This is a genomic window from Leptospiraceae bacterium (assembly GCA_016708435.1).
In the GTDB taxonomy this organism is placed as follows: domain Bacteria; phylum Spirochaetota; class Leptospiria; order Leptospirales; family Leptospiraceae; genus UBA2033.
In genome coordinates this window covers 24,030-43,085 of record JADJFV010000002.1, presented here as the reverse complement: position 1 = coordinate 43,085, position 19,056 = coordinate 24,030, and the positions used below count along the sequence as shown (strand labels likewise).

Sequence of the window (19,056 nt, the reverse complement as noted above, 5' to 3'; positions counted from 1 at the left end):
ACAAAGAGGACATGTTGAAAAGAATTGCTATTATTGGAACAGGGATTGCAGGAATGGGGCTTGGTCATTTCATTCACAAGGAATTTGACATTAGCTATTTCGATAAGAATGATTATATTGGCGGTCACACAAACACTGTTGAGGTGGCAGAGCGTCATAAGCTTCATCCGGTGGATACTGGATTTATCGTCTACAATGAAGTAAATTATCCTAATTTAACCCGCTTATTCAAAGAACTTTCTGTAGAAACAAAAAAGTCCTCTATGTCTTTTAGTGTGCAACATTTGCCTAGCAGATTAGAGTTTTGTGGTTCAGGGGTTAATGGTCTTTTTGCGCAAAGAAGCAATCTTTTCAATATTCGTTATCTGCGACTACTTTATCAAATCAATCGCTTCAATTCGGAATCTATCGCCATCCTGGATGATCCAAAGTATAAAAATTATACTCTCAAAGAATACGTTCTAGAAAAAAATATGGGGACAGATATTTTATATCGCTACATTATTCCGATGAGTTCAGCAGTTTGGTCTACCGAAGAAAAAGAAATGCTCGACTTTCCAGCAGTTACTCTCGTGCGTTTTTTTTACAATCATGGATTCTTAGGATTAAATACGCAACACCAATGGAGAACAGTTATAAATGGTTCAAGAACGTATGCCAGAAAACTCATTGAACCTTTTAAGGATAAATTTCATCTGAAGAATGGAGCCAAGAAAGTAATTCGAGAAGCCAATCGTGTAAAATTGATTTTGCAAGACGGAACCTACGACTATTACGACAAACTCGTGTTTGCCTGTCATGCCGATACAGCTCTTTCTCTTTTAGAAAATCCTACTAAAGAAGAAAAGAGCTTACTTCAAAACTTTCGCTATCAACACAACTTGGCTACTCTTCATACGGATGACACTGTTATGCCGCACAAAAAGTTAGCTTGGTCTTCTTGGAATTATCGAGTCGAAAATAACGGCGAACCTTCTGTAATTTACTGGATGAATTCTTTACAGGGAGTTTCGGAAACGCAAAATTATTTTCTTTCCATCAATGATCCTGGAAAAGTCAATCCACAAAAAATCGTTCGCAAGATTGAATATGAGCATCCAGTATTCAGTGTCAATGCAATCGAAGCGCAGGAAAAACTTCCTTCTCTCAATGAAGGTTCTCTTATTAATTATTGTGGGAGTTATTTCAAATATGGGTTTCACGAAGACGCGCTTACATCAGGAATCAATCTGGCACGGACATTGCTAGGAAAGGATGTATGGTAATTAACTCATCCTTATTCGAATGTAAAGTAGTGCATAATCGCCTTTTGCCTAAAAAGCACGCATTTTCTTATGGACTCTTTACATTTGCACTCGATTTGGATGATCTAGAAAATTTAGATAAAAAATATTTCTTCTTTGGAAATCAAAAATGGAATTTATTTTCTTATTATCCAAAGGATCACTTCGAATACGGAGACAATGGTTTTAAAAACGGAATCATTTCTTATGCAAAAGAAAATGGCTGTAATGCGGAGATTACAAAAGTGGTTCTAGTGAGCCATCTTAGAATACTTGGATATACCTTCAACCCGGTTTGCTTTTATTTTTTGTATGATAAGGATAACACAGCAGTATGCGCTCTTATCGAAGTGCACAACACATTCGGCGAGATGAAACCATTTGTAGCTACGAATTCACAGGGCGAATATCGTTTCTATCTGAAAACAATTAAGCATTTCTATGTATCTCCTTTTTTTGAACTAGACACTGAATTTGAATTTAGGTTAAATCCTCCCGATGAGAAATTAAACATCCACATCGACGATTACCAAAATGGAGACAAAGTATTCTTATCCGCTTACCTTGGCAAAAGAAAAGAGCTTACTGATTGGAATATGCTATTTCTATTTTTAAAATATCCTCTTTTGACTTTAAGAGTAATTTTTCTAATTCACTGGCATGCAATGCTTTTATATTTTAAGAAAATCCCATTCATTAAAAAAATGGAAAACCCAGATTTACAAAAAGGAGTCTATCTTGGAAAAAACAGTTGAAAATGAAATCGAGAGCAAATCGGAATTATCCGTTGGTTTACATACTCGCATCTATAAGAAACTTTTCGCAAAAGCACTTTCAAAAATGAAATTGGGCTCAATGAAAATTTTTGATCCAGATGGAACTTCTATTCTCTACGGTGATACGTCTAAGGAATACCAGGCATTTAACAGCGCACATATTCATGTGAAATCGTATAATTTCTATAAGAAGACAGTTCACTTTGGTGATATCGGATTTGCAGAAAGTTATTTAGAAGGTGACTGGGAAACAGAAAATATTTCCGAAGTAATCTCCTGGTTTATTCTAAATGTTGAGGATAGTCCCAATTTGTCCGGTGCAAAAAAAAGCAGTCGACGGCTAAAGTTGTTTAACTTCTTCAATCGTCTTTACCACAACAGAAGAGCTAATACTGTCACAGGAAGTAAGAAAAATATAGTAGATCATTATGATTTAGGAAACGATTTTTACAAATTGTTTTTAGATTCCACAATGACTTATTCCTCTGCGTATTTCAAATCGAATCAGGAAAGTTTAGAAGAGGCGCAGATTCAAAAGTATGATGCACTCTGCCAAAAGATTAAGCTAGATAGTTCTCATCACCTACTTGAAATTGGAAGTGGGTGGGGCGGATTCAGCACATATGCCGCTGCTAAGTATGGTTGTAAAATTACTACGATTACAATTTCAGATGAACAGTATAAATACGCAAAAGAATTAATTGAGAAAAAAGGTCTCTCGGATAAAATTGAAATCAAACTTTGCGACTATCGTCATGTTACAGGCTCGTATGATCGAATCGTTTCGATTGAGATGTTAGAAGCAGTGGGACACAAATACTTTGAAACCTATTTTGCTAAATGTAATGAGGTATTAAAAAAAGATGGCGTCATGGGGCTACAGGTGATTACCTGCCCGGATTCTCGCTATGATGAGTTTAGAACTGGAATTGACTTCATTCAAAAATATATTTTCCCCGGTTCTCTTCTTCCTTCGGTAGGTAGATTAAACGAGGCAATCAATCGAACGAGCAATCTATTCCTTTTTAACTTAGAAGACTTAGGGTTAAATTACGCGAAAACGCTAAAACTTTGGCTAGATCAGTTTGATAAAAACATAGGAAAAGTGCGTGAGTTCGGGTTTGGAGAAAAATTTATTCGCACATGGAGATATTATCTTTCCTATTGCAACGCTGCTTTTAAAATGAGAAATATTTCTGTCGTGCAAGCCATTTACACAAGACCGAATAATACAACTATCTAGGAGAAATTTATGATAACAGTTTTAAAAATTATTTTTAGTTTTATATTAGTTTCCATGCTCTATGTAACTACTTGGGCTTCGCTTGAGCTAAATCTATTTACGCATTTGCCAACTCTTATAAAAGATCCCTGGGTGATTGCGACTCTTTTTGATGCCTATTACGGGTTTATTACGTTTTACCTCTGGGTGTGTTACAAGGAGAATTCTATGATTGCAAGACTTCTCTGGCTAATCGGCATTATGCTTTTGGGAAATATTGCTATGGCGATTTATGTGCTCATCGAACTTTTCAAACTAGACAAAGACGCGACTGTGACTGATCTTGTAATTAAAAAATGATAAAAGATTTTTTTAAGACAAAGATAGTCACTCCGATTATAAATCTTCTCAAGCAAGGAATTACTCCTGAGAAGATTTCCCTCTGCATTGCACTCGGTGTGATGCTTGGAGTATTTCCAGTCATAGGCTCAACGATGATTCTATGCACAATAGCAAGTCTAAGTCTAAAACTAAACTTGCCTCTCATTCAAGTCATCAGCTACTTAGTGTATCCGCTTCAATTTATATTTTTAATTCCATTCATTCGTTTCGGCGAATGGGTGTTAAGCGTTCCGCCATTTCCGATTTCGATTGAAGCGTTAGTCGATATGATTAAGACTGATATTATTCAGACCATCATCACTTTTTGGGATGCTACGATGCATGGAATTTTAGGTTGGATCATTGTATCTTGTATGATGATTCCATTGATTTACTTTTTATTTTTACCTATTCTAAGAAGAGTTCCAATTAAAGGGCTCAAGGATTAAACATGGAAAATACTTGGCAGATTGTTTTTATCGCGTGGGTTGTGGTTTTTATTATCATGACAAAGCTTTGGTATCTAGGAAAGAAGATTCATAATTATGCGATAGTAGACGTAGGCTGGGCGTTTTCCCTTGTGGCAATTGCTTTTGTTTACTATGTTTTAGGAGAAGGCTTTATCGCGAGAAAAGCAATCATCATGTTCATGGTTTTCTTCTGGGGATTTAGATTAAGCTCTTATCTGGCAATTCGCGTTTTAAGTCATGGGGAAGATGCGCGTTATACGGCATTTCGCAAAGACTATGGTGAGGCAGTAGACAGAAAATTTTTCACAAATATTTTTCAATTTCAGGGTTTACTTGATATTATTCTCTCTATTCCATTTCTAATCATCTGCTCAAATCCGGCAATCGACATTCATCCGCTTGAATACGTTGGACTAGGCTTATTCTTGTTTGCCGTAATAGGGGAAACGACTGCCGATTTTCAGCTCAGTCAATTCAAGTCTGACTCAGCTAACAAAGGAAAGACCTGTAAAGTTGGGCTCTGGAATTATTCCCGTCATCCCAATTATTTTTTTGAATGGATGATTTGGGTTTCTTACTTTTTAGTTGCCCTTCCTTCGCCAAATGGCTATTATGCGGTAATCCCAGCAATACTCATGTTGATTTTCCTTTTAAAATTTACAGGCATTCCTATGACAGAAGCAAATGCCATTAAAACGCGCGGCGAAGAATACAAAGAATATCAAAGAACGACCTCAGCCTTCGTGCCCTGGTTTAAAAAGAAATAGCAGATTTAGCGTAACTACTGAGTGTGTTTTGCCACAGAGACACGGAGGGCTTTGGGATTATTCATGCGCGTCAATTTAAAGAGTGTTTGTATTCAGGTTCTAGGTAAAAAACTTGAAATAAAATAAAATATAAAAAAAAACTCCGTGACTCTGTGCCTCTGTGGCAAATAGTCTGACTTAGAACAACACCATGTCAGAAATTGAAACTAAAACAAAACAAGAACTTTGTGAGAGTTTGGGAAAATTTCTCTCTATCTATCACAAAACTAAAATCATAGAGCCAAAAGATGACACATTGAAAATGTATATTCTTCTCTCTAAAAATAAAAACACAACTCCGAAAGAGAAGTTAATCAATTACAAATTGCTTAGAGTGGACGAGAGAATGTTTAACGGCGAGCAACCGGAATTATCCGCTAAGGATGCTATCATCTGTGAATTTCTAATTGAGGAGTTATTAAAATACGTCGCAAACTATCACAAGCACGGCAAATAGCTATTTCCCACTGGGAGACTATCGGTGGTTATCCGTTATAACTTTTTTTAGTTCGAGTGCTCGCTTGAGTCTTTCTTTGAAAAATTTATCTACACCACGAAAGGCAATTCCGACTCCGAGTCCAGGAACGATAGTCGCAATACCAGCTTTTATCATAAAGCCTTCTTTGTGTAGTTCAAAATATACTGTTACCTCTGCGTTGATTTTTAAATTACAATCAGGCCATTTCACGAAAGCGCCGCCGAGGCTAATATTTTCTGTCTTGTAAATCTTATCGTCTATGTTGATGCCGGTGCATATCGGATAACGCTTTAAAAATCGCCAACCCCGTTTATACAGTTTCATGTAAGGATTAAAAATATCTTTTCGCAAAAAATAAGAAAGAGCTGAGACTATGAGTAAGGTTTGAATGAGCGGACCTTTAGTTGCTGAGTTGGGGATTGTAAGAAACATGTAGGAATTATAAGAAATGAAAGTGAAGGAAGAAAGAACAAAGAGCCACCATCCCCAACGTTTAACAAATAGTAACCCCAAACCGGACAAGAGAGCACTAATGAGTAAAATCCATTCCGGTAGATTTGCATTTTTAATCAGAAAATTAGGCTCATACCAGTTGAAATTATATTTCATACTCATTCCAATATAATTTGAAATCGGTAACAATAATATTAGAATAGAAAAACCAAGCAGTAGTACAGGCTTCCTGAAACGTCTCCGTCTTTCTTTGTGTAATAGACTCATTCTTTTGTCAGAATGAAATCGAGTAGAATCTAATCAAAGATTTTTTTTAAATGCAAATAAATACAGAGAGAAAGGGATAAAAACAAAATCCTGCTTTTCAAAAAAACATTTGCAATAAAAACTCTATCTCAACTAAACTAAAAAACACTAGGGAGAGATTTATGAATTCAATTAAAAATACTACGCTATTGGAAGCTGTCGCCTCTGCGATTCAATACGAAAAAGACTGTTTTGATTTTTATCTAAAGACATACGATAAAGTCAAAGAAGGCTCTGTGAAAGAATTTTTCCGCGAACTCGCAGAAGATGTAGAAGAGCATATCAAATTAATCCAAGAAATGTATAATGATTTGAGTGGTGGAGTTGATTTTCCCAATCTCAAGCAATTATCCGCAATTCATAAATTTGATAAAACTCATCTTTCAAAGCTAATGCGCAAAGTCGAAAGAAATACAGCCGAAGTTTACAAAGACGATATTGACGCAGTCCAACATGCGATGCGAGTCTCCGAAGATGCACGAGATTTTTCCAACAAAATGAAAGACAAATTTAAAGATCCAACCATCAAACGTTTCTTTAATACACTTGCATTTATCAAAGAAGAAGATCGAATCTTAGTAGAATCACAATATTTATTTCTACAACAAACAGATCGAACAAAATACTACTGGGAAGACGAAGCCCTCATCAGCGGAAAATAATGATTATCCCGTAGGTAACGCATATATGCGTTACCTACAAAACACAAACTATGACAAACTGGAAAACATATTACGAAAATTATCCTGTCAATCAGGAACTCATCTGGCTCAATAATTGCGGAACAACTCCTGTTGGAAGAAGAACAATTACGGACGTTACCCGCTACTTAGAAGCCTATTCAAAACAAGGGGTATTTAACGAATTAGAAAAATATTCTACAGTCAAGAAGCGCATAACAGAGATTCTCTCCCAACTACTGAATTGTCACTCGGAGGAAATCGGAATTATCCACAACACTTCGGAAGGAATTAATTTCATTTCACAGGGTCTTGACTTGCATCGAGGGGAAGAGATTTTACTTCTGGAAAATGAATATCCAAGCAATGTGTATCCATTTCAGCATTGGGAAGCAAAAGGAATTCATCTAAAGTTTATTCCAATGGCAGATTCTCCTGCAAAATTTTTAGAAAATGTAAAGTCTTCCATTTCACCAAATACAAAAGCAATCTCGCTTTCTCTTGTGCATTGGTGCACTGGTATGCCATTACCCACAACTGAAATTGGACAATTATGCAAGGAAAAAGGGATTGATTTTATTTTGGACGGTGCGCAAGGAGTAGGACTACTTGATGTAGATGTTCAGAAAATGAATGTTTCCTATATGGCTTTTCCGGCTTGGAAATGGTTGCTCGGTCCTCTTGGTCTTGGTGGCATCTACGTCGCAAAAGACAAATTAGCCACAATGAAAACAATTTTCAAAGGACAGAGTTCTGTTGTCAATGCAGACGAATACTTACCGTATAAAACAGAAATCAAACCGGGGGCAGACCGATTTGAATACTCAACTGGGAATTTCACAGATTGGGTTTACTGGAAATCAACCTTGGAAATGCTGTCCGAAATAGGATTTCCAATTGTGCGTGAAAGAATTTATACTCTAACAGAATACTTAGCTGATGGACTCCGTAAAAATGGGTTCCAAATTTATTCAGACAATTTCCCTGAACACAAAACTGGAATTTTAGCTTGCGACAAATCAGGAGTAGACTCTTCTGAATTAGTAAAAATCCTCCGCGATAATAAAGTCATCTCTGCCGTGAGGCTAGGTCGTGTTAGACTCGCTCCTCATATTTATAACTCATTTGAGCAATTAGATAGAGTAATTGAACTGTTAAAAAATTGAAACATCACACATTTAATCGAACCATCGGACTTACCAATGCAATCATACTCATGATGGGAAATATGATCGGCATTGGAATTTTCGTTTATCCTTCCCTCATATCGTCTCTGCTCCCACACTCGATATGGTTTTTACTTTTCTGGCTCTTTGGTGGAATCATTGCCATCAGTGGTGCTTTGAGTTCTGCCGAGCTTGCAAGCGTCTACCCGGAGTTAGGCGGTGACTATGCCTATTTACGAAATTCCTACGGACGACGCTGGGCTTTTTTATACGGGTTCTTTACTTTCTTTATAACATTCCCCGGCTCGATTGCACTTGGGCTTTCTCTTTCTGTTCATTATCAGGGTGCGATTATTCTGGGAGATTGGGTGAATACCGTCTGTTATTCGCTTCCAGTTTTTGGATTTGAACTGCATTATTATCAGGTAATAGCCATTACACTCTTGTTAATTCTCACCATTGTAAATCATTTCGGGATAGAATCCTCCATTCGTTTTCAAAAGCTTGTTACCTTTTTGCCGGTAGTTTTTTTGGTAGGAGTAGGGCTATTGACTATAACGTCTATTTTATATTATCTCTTCTTTGGCTCGGGAACAAAACTACTTCTCGCGGATAATATGAGTAAGCCTTTTACTCTTCCTGACTTACTTCCTTCGGGCACGGCACTTGTTGCGATTTATTGGACCTATGCCGGTTGGAATTCGCCTCTTGCCATGGGAGAAGAAATTAAGAACCCAGAAAAAGTAATTCCGCGCACGATGATTTTCGGTCCGCTGGTTGTGATGTTTATCTATTTACTTCTTGCGTTCATCTTTGTTGCACTCCTTCCCTTTGAAAGCATTCAAACAGGTAAAGATCCTTTCTTTATTGTGGGACAATATTTTCTAAAGAATCTTTTGCAATTGGATTCGCCTGTATTCATTGAATGGATTCCTCGCATCATGACTTATATAATTTTTTTCATCATACTTGGAAATACAAATTCTACAATCATTACCGGTAGCCGCATTCAAGTAGCAATGTCACGAGATAGACTCTTCATCGAAAAATTAGGACATTTAGATCCGAAGACAAATACTCCTGTGCTTGGAATTTGGATGCAAAGTATGTGGGCGCTTTGCATGATTTTATTTGTGAGTAAGGAAAGTAATCTGCTTAATTTTTCCTTCATCTGTATCATTGCACTTTCCATTCTTACAATTTATTCTGTGTTCAGAGTAAAGAAACATCATAATAAGCCTCATTTAATACCTTATCTAAGTTATCCTCTGGCACCTATCGTTTATATTGTCACGACTAGTTTGATTTTAGTTTTGATCTTAGGAAATTATTTTAGAGAAGGAAATTATATAATTCCTTTCTTTGCATTTCTTTCTGCGCTTGCGGGATTTATTCTGTATGAAATTTGGAAACGAATTAAGATTACCACCGATGGACACGGATGAACACGGATTATCACAATAGAGCATTACCCCTGTCACCTCGAACTGCTATTGACGGTAATGGCGAAGCGACTCGGACTTCAGGTGTGAGAGGTCTATTTTACATAAAACGGAATCGCTTTAAGCAAAATGGATTTCTCACTTTCGCAAACTTGGAAGCCGCTGTTCGAAATGACTGTATACTAATCTTAATAAGCATTCACTTTTTTTTCTCTTGCAGTCTATTGTCGCAAGAAGTGCGATATCCGAATGTTCCAATCTATGATAACAAAGAATTAATTCCGTATAAAATTCAAAACAAACATCATAAGAAATTCAAGAAAGTAATTAAGAAATTCTTTTCTTCCATGCCAGACTCTACTTATAAAGGAAAAAATTATACTGTTTATCTGCTGAACAAATCAGAAATGAAAACATTAGAAAAATCTAATATTCCTTACGAAAGTTTTTCGAAATCGGCTCCTTTTAAGTATTATGATATTAACTATGAGTCACGCTTGAAAAGAAAATTCAAAGACTTAGATGATTTGCGCTCTGGCTATAAAGATCAGAGACTAAATAAAATATACCTCAAGGCTGTCTCTGAAAAATTCCCAGAAATAGTAACCTATTTTGAGCTAGGAAAAACAAGGCTCGGTAGAGTCATTCCCGCAATCCGAATTACTTCTCCTAAAAGATCGGAATACAAAATTCCAATTCTTTTCACAGGGGCGCATCATGCGAATGAATTAATTTCTACCGAGCATTGTTATGATATTATATACCACTTGCTAAATGATTATGATAAGTATGAGCCTTATCTCGAAAATATTTCTGTCTGGATTGTGCCGATGGTAAATCCAGATGGGAGCAATTTTTTTTGGAATTGGTCAGTTGATATGGGAAGGAAGAATGGCTATTTGCCGGAGGATATGCGGGAAACAAATCGTAGCCGCGGAGTAGACTTAAATCGCAATTATCCGTTCCGTTGGAATTCAGGAAATAAAACTGCTTCGTCTGGAAATACGGGTCATGTTTTTTATCGAGGTTCAAGTCCTGCGTCTGAGCCAGAGACACAGGCGATGATGAGTCTTGCGAATCAGGAAAGATTTTTATTTGCGATGAGTTTTCATTCTTACGCGGCGGCAATCTTATTTCCCTATACAATTGAAAATGTTTTTAATCCAGAGCCGGACTACGCGAAGAATTTAGGAAATCGAATTGTAAAATTCGCAAAATCAGTGCGCATTGGAAAAGAGTTCAGTCTTCGAAAGAATCTTTATCCTGTAGATGGAACTGACCAAGACTATTACTACTATAAGCATGGAACTAACGCATTTATTGCAGAGTCAACGCACCAGAATGTTGACTATGAAATTGTGCGCTCCATTCTAAAAGGATTTAAAGGAGTGTGGGAAAATCTTTTGTATGAATTCTTTCATGGAAATAAAATTATTCTACGCATCGAAGACGAAGTAGGAAATCCAATAGAGGCAAAAGTAGAGACAGAAGAAATTAAACACTATGAAGAAGAAAATTTTACAAGTCATCCTGAAACAGGCATCTATGTTAGAATGCTTTTGGAAGAAAAAGAATACAACTATCTAATTTCAAAAGAAGGCTATGAAAAACAAAGAGTAATTTTAAAAGCAGGAAAATCTTTGCAACCAAACAGAGTGAGACTTCACAAACTATGAAAAAGATTTTAATACTCGGATTTTTAAGCTTAATCGGATACTATTTTACTTTGTTCTTTCGGTTTTGCCATCCTTTTCCAAAGTCAGAATTTTATATCACACTTGGAATTCAATTTGCAATGCCGTTTGTGTTTTACATCATTAGTCCGCGGCTCGGGCGGATTATGACTGTTACCTGTGCTCTATTACTCGTTAGAGTTGCGCCAATTTTCGGAATACAAAGTCCTTTCATTACTCTCATGGGAGTTTTTTTAGGAGGAGTATTTGGAAATTTTATAAGGGAAATTATTACTTACTTCCGAATCAGAAAATCAAACTTACAGAATACGTATACTGGATATTTGCCTCTGCTGAAAAATCCATTGTTCTTACTAATTAGTTTTTTACTGATTCTAACTTTAGATAGATTTCTAATACTATTCAACGCTCCCTACCTAAAAAGTTTTGGAATTTTAGAAACTATGTATGTAAAAGGAGTTTCGTCCAAAGAAGCATTTGCGATCAGTATGGAAACAATCACACATTTACTATTTCCTTTGCTTTATTTTTATTCAGAAGAATTGCGCGAAGAAGATAAAACAAAATTTCGCAACGATTGGAAACTCGGAGCGCTTATCGGGCTTGGAATTCATTTTGGAATTATGCTCTTACAAATCTTCTGGAATCGAAATTTCCTAGCGACTAATACGAATTTATCGCTAGAAGCAAATCGCGTCATGGGACTTTTTCGTGATTCAGGAAGTTCGACATGGATAGTTCCTGTTCTTTGTTTTATTTTTTATAAGAGCCTGCCTGAAAAGGATATTACAGGCTCTTGGAGCTTGACTTTTATTAATAGAAAAATTTCATCTAAGACGCGCTCTAAAGATTTACTTGCGAAGAAAAAGTATTTTCTTCTCCTGCCAATCATTGCAATTCAGTTTATTTTGGCTCCGTATCAAGGTAGAGGATTCTGGTTGTTACTTCTTGTCGGAATTGTGTTCCTTCTATATTCCATTTGGAAAGAAAATCGAGAGAGGATACCGAATATTAACCGTTTCTGGGTATTAGCAACTTTCGGTCTATTCCTGATTATCCTCTATCAGATTCCTAGAACAACGGGTTCTACTTTCGACAAACTATTGCTGATACCTATTAAATTCACTTCAATGGTTCAAGCAAAAGAAAATCCATTCCTTGCAGTGGATTCACAGCGTTATTATTTTAATTTGGCTGCATGGAAAGTGTTTTTGCAGAATCCTTTTTTGGAGATGGAGTAGGAGTTTTGTTGTGAATCTAAAGATCCAACGCTTGGTCTTTTTATTCCCGAAAACAAAATAGACAATCCTTCCTTTTTTATGGGAATTCTAAGTGAAATCGGGATAGTGGGGCTAACTCTCATTACACTTTACGTATTAATTGCAGTGTCGATTCGAGAGAATATTTTACTCTTAATTCTACTTATCCTTTCTTTGAGTTTTGGTTATCATGTTGTGCAACCTGACAGTGGATTTGTAATTCTTTTAGTCTTGTTCATTGGATTCAAAGAAAAAATAAAAGCAGACGTAGATTATAGGTTACGGATTACAATGATTATCCTAATATCATTTATAGTTTTTCACTCTGTCTTTCAAGTAATCCGACAAGACAGGCTACCCGAATTCAGACAAGCGAAGCTAAACGCGTATCAACTACTTGCCTACGAGCAAAACCGAGGAGAGGCAAACAATCCCTATCATATCTTCAAAGGAAAAACGATTTGGGTTTTAGCAGGCGCTGACGGAATTGAACTAGATGCATTTCTAGACAGCTCTACTTCTAAGAAAACACTTCGACAAAAATGGACAGTGCTGGGTAAAAATCAAAAGCCTATTACCGATTTAGAAATCACAATCGAAAAAAACAAATCCAATCTAAATCTATTTCGTATACCGGATAATGGCTATTATTTACAAGTCGAAGAGCTTGACGAGAATGGAAAGCCTCAGCATTATGGCGATGTTCCTTTTTGTATTCCGGTGATTCATTTTACTGAGAAGAATGAATTTTTGTAAACGCAGAAAGTTTTTCGTTGCCAAATTATAAAGCTATGCAGTCTTATAATAGAGGAGTAAACATTGATATTTAATTTATTAGAGAAAGATATAGTTCCAGATTTTTTAATTAGAATGGGAATTCGGAAATTACTCGAGCAGAGGCTAACAGAAGAAAACAAAGGAAGTAAAGAAGCGCAACAACTTCATCTGAATACCTACATAGAAAAATTAAAGGCAAGTCCGATTGCAGTAAATACTTCGGATGCAAATGAGCAGCACTACGAAGTCCCTACCGAATTTTACAAATATGTTTTAGGCAAGAGAATGAAATACAGTGGTGGCTACTGGCCGTCAGGCGCTGATACGTTAGACGCTTCCGAAGAGGCAATGTTAAAACTCTCCTGCGAGAGAGCACAACTCAAAGATGGTCAAACCGTTTTAGATTTAGGTTGCGGCTGGGGCTCCGTGTCCCTTTATGTGGCTGAGAAATTTCCAAATTGTAAAATCACTGGCGTGTCAAATTCTAAAACACAGAAAGAATACATTGACTCTGTAGCCAAGGAAAAAGGATTCAAGAACCTAACAATCATTACCCAGGACATGAACGATTTTCAAATCAATGAAAAGTTTGATCGGATAATTTCTGTTGAAATGCTGGAGCATATGAAGAACTATCAAAAGTTATTTGCGAAGCTTTCAGGATTTTTAAAACCAGAAGGACTTTTCTTTATACATATTTTTACTCATAAAGAATTTGCTTATCCATTTGAAGTAAAGGATGAGACAGATTGGATGGCAAAGTATTTTTTCACGGGTGGAATGATGCCTTCTCATAATTTGTTTTTGTATTTTCAAGAGCATTTGACAATTCGTAATCACTGGGTTGTAAATGGAGTCCATTACGGCAAAACAAGTGAAGCCTGGCTTGAGAATATGGACAAGAATAAAACACAAATTCTTCCTATATTAGAAAAAGCTTATGGAAAGGAAAATGTAACCAAGTGGTGGTCTTACTGGAGAATATTTTTTCTCTCCTGCGCAGAATTATTTGCCTATCGTAACGGCGAAGAGTGGTTAGTCTCTCATTACCTATTTCAAAAGAAATGAAGCTTCTTAAACTCATTCCTGTATTTCTCCTCTTTCAATGTAGCATGAACAGTGCCGATATTCGAAGAGGGGAATATCTCGATAAGGCGAAAGAAACTACGGTAGAAGATTTCTTTGAGAAAAGAATGAAAAATCGAATTAAAAAAGTGCAGGGAGCAAATTGGGAAATTCTTTTTGAATCGAATGAGTTTATTTATTTTGGTTTTCCAGTCATTGCTATCTTTCGAGAAGGGACATTTCTGGAGGAATTTTTCAAAGTGAATCGAGAAAATTTAGAAACAGAATTTCCTTCTTACAAAAAGTTTGATGGAATTGAAATGAAGGAGAGGTGTTTCGAACTGTTAGGTGCAAAACGTAAATCACTCAGTGGTGGATTACCTTATTCTTTTGAATGCACTGCAACCCTAGAAGAGAAATCATTTTTGGTTACTGGAAATATTATTTTTAGACAACAGGATGGCAAAGTTAAAACCGAAAAATATTTAATCCGATTTGACAAGAGAACTCTGAATAAGGAAAGTATAATTCAGTTAGAGGAATAGGTAATACTGTCACCTCGAACAGTTTTACCGTGAGAGGTCTATCTTGCTTAACCCTGTTCTTTCTTTGTCAGATAGATTTCTCCATCACCACTTGGTTTAGTCGCAATTCGGTCGCCAAGGGATGTTCGAAATGACAGTATAACAAACCTACAAATTCAGTCTAATTAATAGTATAGGAGATTTTATATTTATGAAAAATTTACTGGCAATCTGTTTTGCAACGTTTTCTCTTAGTATTGCGCTTAACGCTGAGGTTGTGGATACTGCGGGTATGTTTTCCCAGTCTGCACTAAATGAAGCAAATCAAAGGCTAGAAGAAGTCAAACGCAAATCTGGAAAAGAATTGGTAATTGAAACAATCGAAGAAGTAGGGCAAGCAGATGCAAATGCATTAGCGCTTGAAAAAGCAAAAGCTCGTAGAGTCAATGGAGTCTATGTCTTAATTTCCAAAAAAGATCGCAAATTAAAAGTCGAAATTGGAAATAAAACAAAAGAAGTCTTCGGAGATTCAGAACGAAATATTCTCAAAGCAAAATTTACCGAGGAATTTAAAAATAAAAATTTCGACCGAGGACTGAGTTCTTCCGTTGAATACTTTGCAGGTGTAATGAACTCCGCTGTGGCAAACACAGGAAATAACAGAAATTACCCGCAAAGAAGCGAAATGCCAATTAGATCAAATCAAACTACTGGAGGTTTTCCCTGGATGACAATTATAATTTTTGCAGTGCTTGGTTTTATTGCATTTAAAGTTATTACTTCTCTCATGTCAACAAATCGTGGCGGAGCGGGTAATATGAATCAGCCGTATGGAGCAAATAGCGGTTACGGAAGTTCAGGTCCCGGCTTCATGGGAACATTCTTAACTGGTATGCTCGGCGCAGCAGCAGGGAGTTGACTCTATGACAAATTCACAGGTCATGACAGTGGACTTTATGGAAACGATCATTCGAGTGATAGCTATCGCAATAGCGGAAATAATTCTTCCTGGTCACAGTCTGATTCTGATTATTCTAGTGATTCATCTGATTCCGGTTCTGACTGGGGCGGTGGAGATTCAGGTGGAAGTGATTGGTAGGATAAGGAATATTAGCCACTGAGGAATTGGGGCATTACCCCTGTCACCTCGAACTGCTTTTTCGTGAGAGGTCTATTTTGCAAATATAGCTATAGATTAATTCAATACTAAATTTGCAAAATAGATTTCTCACACTCGCATTTACTGATATGCTCGGTTCGAAATGACCGAGCAGTCTCAAACAAACATTCCCAATTTACTTTCCTTTACTAAACCTAAACTTTTTGCTTTTTCTAATAGAGCATATACTGCGTCTTTGCCTTCATCGCCGATGTCGGCTGTAAATTCATTCACATAAAGTTCAATATGACTCTTGACTACTGCTTCGTCTTTGACTTGGGAATTTTCTAAAATATATTTTCTGGTTTTTTCTGGAAATTGATAGGCGAGTTCAAGGCTTTTACGTAGAGACTTATCAAATTCTTTTTGTAAGTCAATATCTGTTGTGCGTTTAACGGCGATTGCCCCCAGTGGAATTGGTTTACCCGTTAGGCTTTCCCAGTAGTCGCCTAGATCTACAACTTTTTCAAGTCCTCTTTCTTCATAGGTAAATCTTTCTTCGTGAATGATTACGCCAAGATCAAACTCCTCGCTAAGAATTTTATCCATAATCAAATCGTATCGAAGTGGGGTAGGGAGAAAGTCTTTTTGTAGATATACGTTTAACAACAAGTTAGCCGTAGTCTTTAGCCCTGGAACAAGAATCTTTTCCCCTTTTACTTTTTGTAAGTCTTTGCCTTTCTTTTTTACTAAAAGAGGTCCACATCCACGACCGAGTGCAGATCCAGAGTTTAACAACGAGTAGCCCTCTATTACATGAAAGTAAGCGAAAAAAGAAAGCTTTGTTACATCAAATTTTCCTAACTCTGAATATTGATTTAGCTTTTCCACATCATGCAATTCTTCTTTCACGGAAAATTTTCCAGAAATATCTCCGTGAATCAAATGGTAAAACAAGAAAGTATCATTGGGGCAGGGCGAGTAGGCGAGTGTAAGTTCTGGTTTCATGAAGCCACTTTGGCTCGCTTTTTCATAGAGTCTATCATTTCTTGGCATCGAATGATATGAAAACTAAGAATTACATCACCACTCAAAATGTCTTTTAATTTTAAAAATTTTTCTAAGGCAGTTTCATAATCTTCTGATTCTAAAAAGGAAACAGCTTCCGTAAATTCTTTTCTCGAATGAATCTTTTTCTCTATTAAATCATCAGAATCAACTTGAAAGCATTCAAATATTTTAACCGAATTCGTTTTTCCTTTTACTACTACTGTATCAATTTCTCTCAGATACTCTTTGTTATCCTCTGTTAGCTTTGAGACGGTAAATTCAGAAACAAGAATGGGAGTGAAATATTCTTTTGTCAATGATTCCAATCTCGCCGACAAATTAACAGTATCCCCAATTACAGTTGTGCTGAGTCTATCTTCATGTCCAATTGTTCCCATCATGAGCATACCAGTGTTTAACCCTATTCCTATTCTGAGAGCACGATAGCCCGCATTACTCCTCCCTTCGTTTAATTTTTGTAATTCTTCAATCATTTCAACAGATGCTTTTAAACCCTCTTCGGGCAAATGGAAAATAGCCATGATGGCATCCCCAATGAATTTATCAATGAAGCCATTGTTCTTTTCTATAACGGGGCTCATCTTTTTTAAATAGGAATTGATGAATTTAAAATTTTCTTCTGGACTCATTGATTCAGAAAGAGAAGTAAAATCACGAATATCTGCAAATAAAATTGTCATCTCTTGCAATTTACATTCGCCTAGAGAAATATCTTTTGCTGAACTTTTTCCGAGCATATCCAAAAATTGAGTAGGCACAAATTTGGAAAAAGAATCTCGTTCGTGCGTTAGTTCAATATTAAGTCTTCTTGTTTCCCAATTGATTTCAATGAAACGGTTTGCAAGAATGATCACCATGGATAGAATAAATCCAAAATAAGCAAATTGTAAAAAGCGAATTCCAGTTTGAAAAACAATTGTATCTATTATTTCCCAGATGACAACGAAGAGTATGACAAGTATACTCGATGCCATTGGAACTGAATCCTTGAGACCTTTTCTTGTTGCATTGATGATGAAGTAAAAAATATAACCGATTTGGGGGATAATCAAAATATACCACGAAAATAAAAATGTATGAAAGAAATTGATTTTAAAAATGCAAAAAGCCAAAACTATTATTAGATTTGATAAGATTGTATATTTTATGAAAAGCGAAAACTTTCGAGAGGGATAAAAATAATCATACAGGAACAAGATAAACGACATGACAGCTATGGGCTGTGACACGTATGCAAAAAATAATAAAGAACGAGTATCCTCAAATTTAGCAAAGGCAATGTTGGAAAATGACAAGAAATAGATTGAGATTGAAATTGAAAAAATAGCAAAGTAAAGATTATATTTTTTTTCTGTCCAGCGAATGAAAAAGAAAAGGTGATAGAGACCAAAGAAAATATAGACAGCATTGAATAAAAGTAGGGTAGTCTGTTGGATACTTTCCTGTAGCCGCTTTTCATAATCGAGAATATATCCATCTTTAAATCGCATACCAGAAAGGGAATTGGGAGCAAGAAAAGAGGAAGGCGCAGACCCTGCAATATGAATTGTTAGATTATTATTTTCTCTAAGTAAATCGTATGGAATAGTGATGATAGAATTCCTAGTAGTTTTGTATTTTACTATTTGATTGTTTTCTAAGCCAAATTCATCTTTGATTTTTTCTCCATTCAAATAAATTTCCCACGTTTCTCCAATTCCAGAAAACAAAAAAGCAAGCTCTTTACCTTTATCAATTCTTTCTAGATTTAACTGAAAATTACATTGCAAGGTAAATTCTTTTACTGAATCATTTGAAATTGGAATTTTATAGATTGAGTTTAATATAATAGGGAAATTTGCAATTTTTTTATATTCTGTTTGATCCGTAATCTGATCTTTAGAGAGGTCACTTGCGGCAAATCCCTGTTTAACATACCAATTTAGTTTAGTTAAATCTACAGGTAAAATTAATTTTTCATTTGAATCGGCAGAAAGACTCGTGAAAAAAAATGGAACTAAATTCAAGAAAAGAATTAAGTTTAGAATAGTAAAAAGCCGATTAAAAAAAATACTCATTTATGTTGCTACCTTTTGTGCCAAAGGCTACTTATACTAATGGAAAA

19 protein-coding genes are annotated in these 19,056 nt (G+C 36.1%); 16 read left to right on the top strand and 3 right to left on the bottom strand.

Going from position 1 to position 19,056, the window contains the following annotated elements:
- Positions 1–11: 11 nt before the first annotated feature.
- The 7 genes from IPH52_05580 (at position 12) to IPH52_05550 (ending at position 5,395) form a co-directional block, all read left to right on the top strand.
- Complete coding sequence (locus IPH52_05580; GenBank protein ID MBK7054512.1) at positions 12–1,265, top strand: NAD(P)-binding protein; 1,254 nt, start codon at positions 12–14, stop codon at positions 1,263–1,265.
- Entirely contained in the window at positions 1,265–2,038 is a 774-nt protein-coding gene (locus tag IPH52_05575; GenBank protein ID MBK7054511.1) for a DUF1365 domain-containing protein, read from the top strand. Before IPH52_05580 ends, IPH52_05575 begins: the two co-directional genes overlap by 1 nt.
- Entirely contained in the window at positions 1,944–3,302 is a 1,359-nt protein-coding gene (locus IPH52_05570; protein ID MBK7054510.1) for a class I SAM-dependent methyltransferase, read from the top strand. Before IPH52_05575 ends, IPH52_05570 begins: the two co-directional genes overlap by 95 nt.
- A 9-nt stretch (positions 3,303–3,311) precedes the next feature.
- Complete coding sequence (locus IPH52_05565) at positions 3,312–3,641, top strand: DUF1475 family protein (protein MBK7054509.1); 330 nt, start codon at positions 3,312–3,314, stop codon at positions 3,639–3,641.
- Positions 3,638–4,111, top strand: a complete 474-nt coding sequence (locus IPH52_05560) for a DUF2062 domain-containing protein (GenBank protein ID MBK7054508.1) — start codon at positions 3,638–3,640, stop codon at positions 4,109–4,111. Before IPH52_05565 ends, IPH52_05560 begins: the two co-directional genes overlap by 4 nt.
- Positions 4,112–4,113: 2 nt before the next feature.
- A complete protein-coding gene (locus IPH52_05555; GenBank protein ID MBK7054507.1) occupies positions 4,114–4,899 on the top strand; it encodes a DUF1295 domain-containing protein in 786 nt (261 codons plus the stop codon).
- A 190-nt stretch (positions 4,900–5,089) separates the two neighbouring features.
- Positions 5,090–5,395 carry a hypothetical protein gene (locus IPH52_05550; GenBank protein ID MBK7054506.1) on the top strand — a complete coding sequence of 102 codons (306 nt, stop codon included), beginning with the start codon at positions 5,090–5,092 and terminating at the stop codon, positions 5,393–5,395.
- An 18-nt stretch (positions 5,396–5,413) separates the two neighbouring features.
- Here the strand turns inward: IPH52_05550 and IPH52_05545 are convergent, their stop codons facing one another.
- The gene (locus tag IPH52_05545) at positions 5,414–6,025 is read right to left on the bottom strand and encodes a PilZ domain-containing protein (GenBank protein MBK7054505.1); all 612 of its coding nucleotides are present in this window, start codon (positions 6,023–6,025) and stop codon (positions 5,414–5,416) included.
- Between the two features lie 272 nt (positions 6,026–6,297).
- Here IPH52_05545 and IPH52_05540 point away from each other — a divergent pair, with 272 nt between their 5' ends.
- From IPH52_05540 to IPH52_05500, 9 genes are all read left to right on the top strand, one after another.
- Positions 6,298–6,837, top strand: coding sequence for a ferritin family protein (locus tag IPH52_05540; protein ID MBK7054504.1), 540 nt, complete (start codon positions 6,298–6,300; stop codon positions 6,835–6,837).
- Positions 6,838–6,887: 50 nt separating this feature from the next.
- Complete coding sequence (locus IPH52_05535) at positions 6,888–8,021, top strand: aminotransferase class V-fold PLP-dependent enzyme (GenBank protein MBK7054503.1); 1,134 nt, start codon at positions 6,888–6,890, stop codon at positions 8,019–8,021.
- Entirely contained in the window at positions 8,018–9,466 is a 1,449-nt protein-coding gene (locus IPH52_05530) for an amino acid permease (GenBank protein MBK7054502.1), read from the top strand. Before IPH52_05535 ends, IPH52_05530 begins: the two co-directional genes overlap by 4 nt.
- A complete protein-coding gene (locus IPH52_05525) occupies positions 9,463–11,139 on the top strand; it encodes a peptidase M14 (GenBank protein ID MBK7054501.1) in 1,677 nt (558 codons plus the stop codon). The genes IPH52_05530 and IPH52_05525 overlap by 4 nt, the downstream gene beginning before the upstream one ends.
- Positions 11,136–12,398, top strand: a complete 1,263-nt coding sequence (locus IPH52_05520) for a hypothetical protein (protein MBK7054500.1) — start codon at positions 11,136–11,138, stop codon at positions 12,396–12,398. The genes IPH52_05525 and IPH52_05520 overlap by 4 nt, the downstream gene beginning before the upstream one ends.
- Positions 12,399–12,476: 78 nt before the next feature.
- The gene (locus tag IPH52_05515) at positions 12,477–13,172 is read left to right on the top strand and encodes a hypothetical protein (GenBank protein ID MBK7054499.1); all 696 of its coding nucleotides are present in this window, start codon (positions 12,477–12,479) and stop codon (positions 13,170–13,172) included.
- Between the two features lie 114 nt (positions 13,173–13,286).
- A complete protein-coding gene (locus IPH52_05510) occupies positions 13,287–14,261 on the top strand; it encodes a class I SAM-dependent methyltransferase (GenBank protein MBK7054498.1) in 975 nt (324 codons plus the stop codon).
- The gene (locus IPH52_05505; GenBank protein ID MBK7054497.1) at positions 14,258–14,803 is read left to right on the top strand and encodes a hypothetical protein; all 546 of its coding nucleotides are present in this window, start codon (positions 14,258–14,260) and stop codon (positions 14,801–14,803) included. The genes IPH52_05510 and IPH52_05505 overlap by 4 nt, the downstream gene beginning before the upstream one ends.
- Before the next feature lie 190 nt (positions 14,804–14,993).
- Positions 14,994–15,701 (top strand): TPM domain-containing protein, encoded by a 708-nt coding sequence (locus IPH52_05500; GenBank protein ID MBK7054496.1) that lies wholly within the window; start codon positions 14,994–14,996, stop codon positions 15,699–15,701.
- Between the two features lie 357 nt (positions 15,702–16,058).
- On the opposite strand, the gene IPH52_05495 is transcribed toward IPH52_05500, so the two are convergent.
- Together IPH52_05495 and IPH52_05490 are read right to left on the bottom strand one after the other, a co-directional pair.
- Positions 16,059–16,889, bottom strand: coding sequence for a 1,4-dihydroxy-6-naphthoate synthase (locus IPH52_05495; protein ID MBK7054495.1), 831 nt, complete (start codon positions 16,887–16,889; stop codon positions 16,059–16,061).
- A complete protein-coding gene (locus IPH52_05490) occupies positions 16,886–19,009 on the bottom strand; it encodes an adenylate/guanylate cyclase domain-containing protein (protein MBK7054494.1) in 2,124 nt (707 codons plus the stop codon). The genes IPH52_05495 and IPH52_05490 overlap by 4 nt, the downstream gene beginning before the upstream one ends.
- Positions 19,010–19,056: the final 47 nt, after the last annotated feature.

Bases quoted from the DNA above. Each gene is read 5' to 3' on its own strand.
- IPH52_05580 (MBK7054512.1), top strand. From the start codon at position 12: ATGTTGAAAAGAATTGCTATTATTGGAACAGGGATTGCAGGAATGGGG.
- IPH52_05570 (MBK7054510.1), top strand. From the start codon at position 1,944: ATGCAATGCTTTTATATTTTAAGAAAATCCCATTCATTAAAAAAATGG.
- IPH52_05565 (MBK7054509.1), top strand. From the start codon at position 3,312: ATGATAACAGTTTTAAAAATTATTTTTAGTTTTATATTAGTTTCCATG.
- IPH52_05560 (MBK7054508.1), top strand. From the start codon at position 3,638: ATGATAAAAGATTTTTTTAAGACAAAGATAGTCACTCCGATTATAAAT.
- IPH52_05555 (MBK7054507.1), top strand. From the start codon at position 4,114: ATGGAAAATACTTGGCAGATTGTTTTTATCGCGTGGGTTGTGGTTTTT.
- IPH52_05550 (MBK7054506.1), top strand. From the start codon at position 5,090: ATGTCAGAAATTGAAACTAAAACAAAACAAGAACTTTGTGAGAGTTTG.
- IPH52_05545 (MBK7054505.1), bottom strand. From the start codon at position 6,025: ATGAAATATAATTTCAACTGGTATGAGCCTAATTTTCTGATTAAAAAT.
- IPH52_05540 (MBK7054504.1), top strand. From the start codon at position 6,298: ATGAATTCAATTAAAAATACTACGCTATTGGAAGCTGTCGCCTCTGCG.
- IPH52_05535 (MBK7054503.1), top strand. From the start codon at position 6,888: ATGACAAACTGGAAAACATATTACGAAAATTATCCTGTCAATCAGGAA.
- IPH52_05525 (MBK7054501.1), top strand. From the start codon at position 9,463: ATGAACACGGATTATCACAATAGAGCATTACCCCTGTCACCTCGAACT.
- IPH52_05520 (MBK7054500.1), top strand. From the start codon at position 11,136: ATGAAAAAGATTTTAATACTCGGATTTTTAAGCTTAATCGGATACTAT.
- IPH52_05515 (MBK7054499.1), top strand. From the start codon at position 12,477: ATGGGAATTCTAAGTGAAATCGGGATAGTGGGGCTAACTCTCATTACA.
- IPH52_05510 (MBK7054498.1), top strand. From the start codon at position 13,287: ATGGGAATTCGGAAATTACTCGAGCAGAGGCTAACAGAAGAAAACAAA.
- IPH52_05505 (MBK7054497.1), top strand. From the start codon at position 14,258: ATGAAGCTTCTTAAACTCATTCCTGTATTTCTCCTCTTTCAATGTAGC.
- IPH52_05500 (MBK7054496.1), top strand. From the start codon at position 14,994: ATGAAAAATTTACTGGCAATCTGTTTTGCAACGTTTTCTCTTAGTATT.
- IPH52_05495 (MBK7054495.1), bottom strand. From the start codon at position 16,889: ATGAAACCAGAACTTACACTCGCCTACTCGCCCTGCCCCAATGATACT.
- IPH52_05490 (MBK7054494.1), bottom strand. From the start codon at position 19,009: ATGAGTATTTTTTTTAATCGGCTTTTTACTATTCTAAACTTAATTCTT.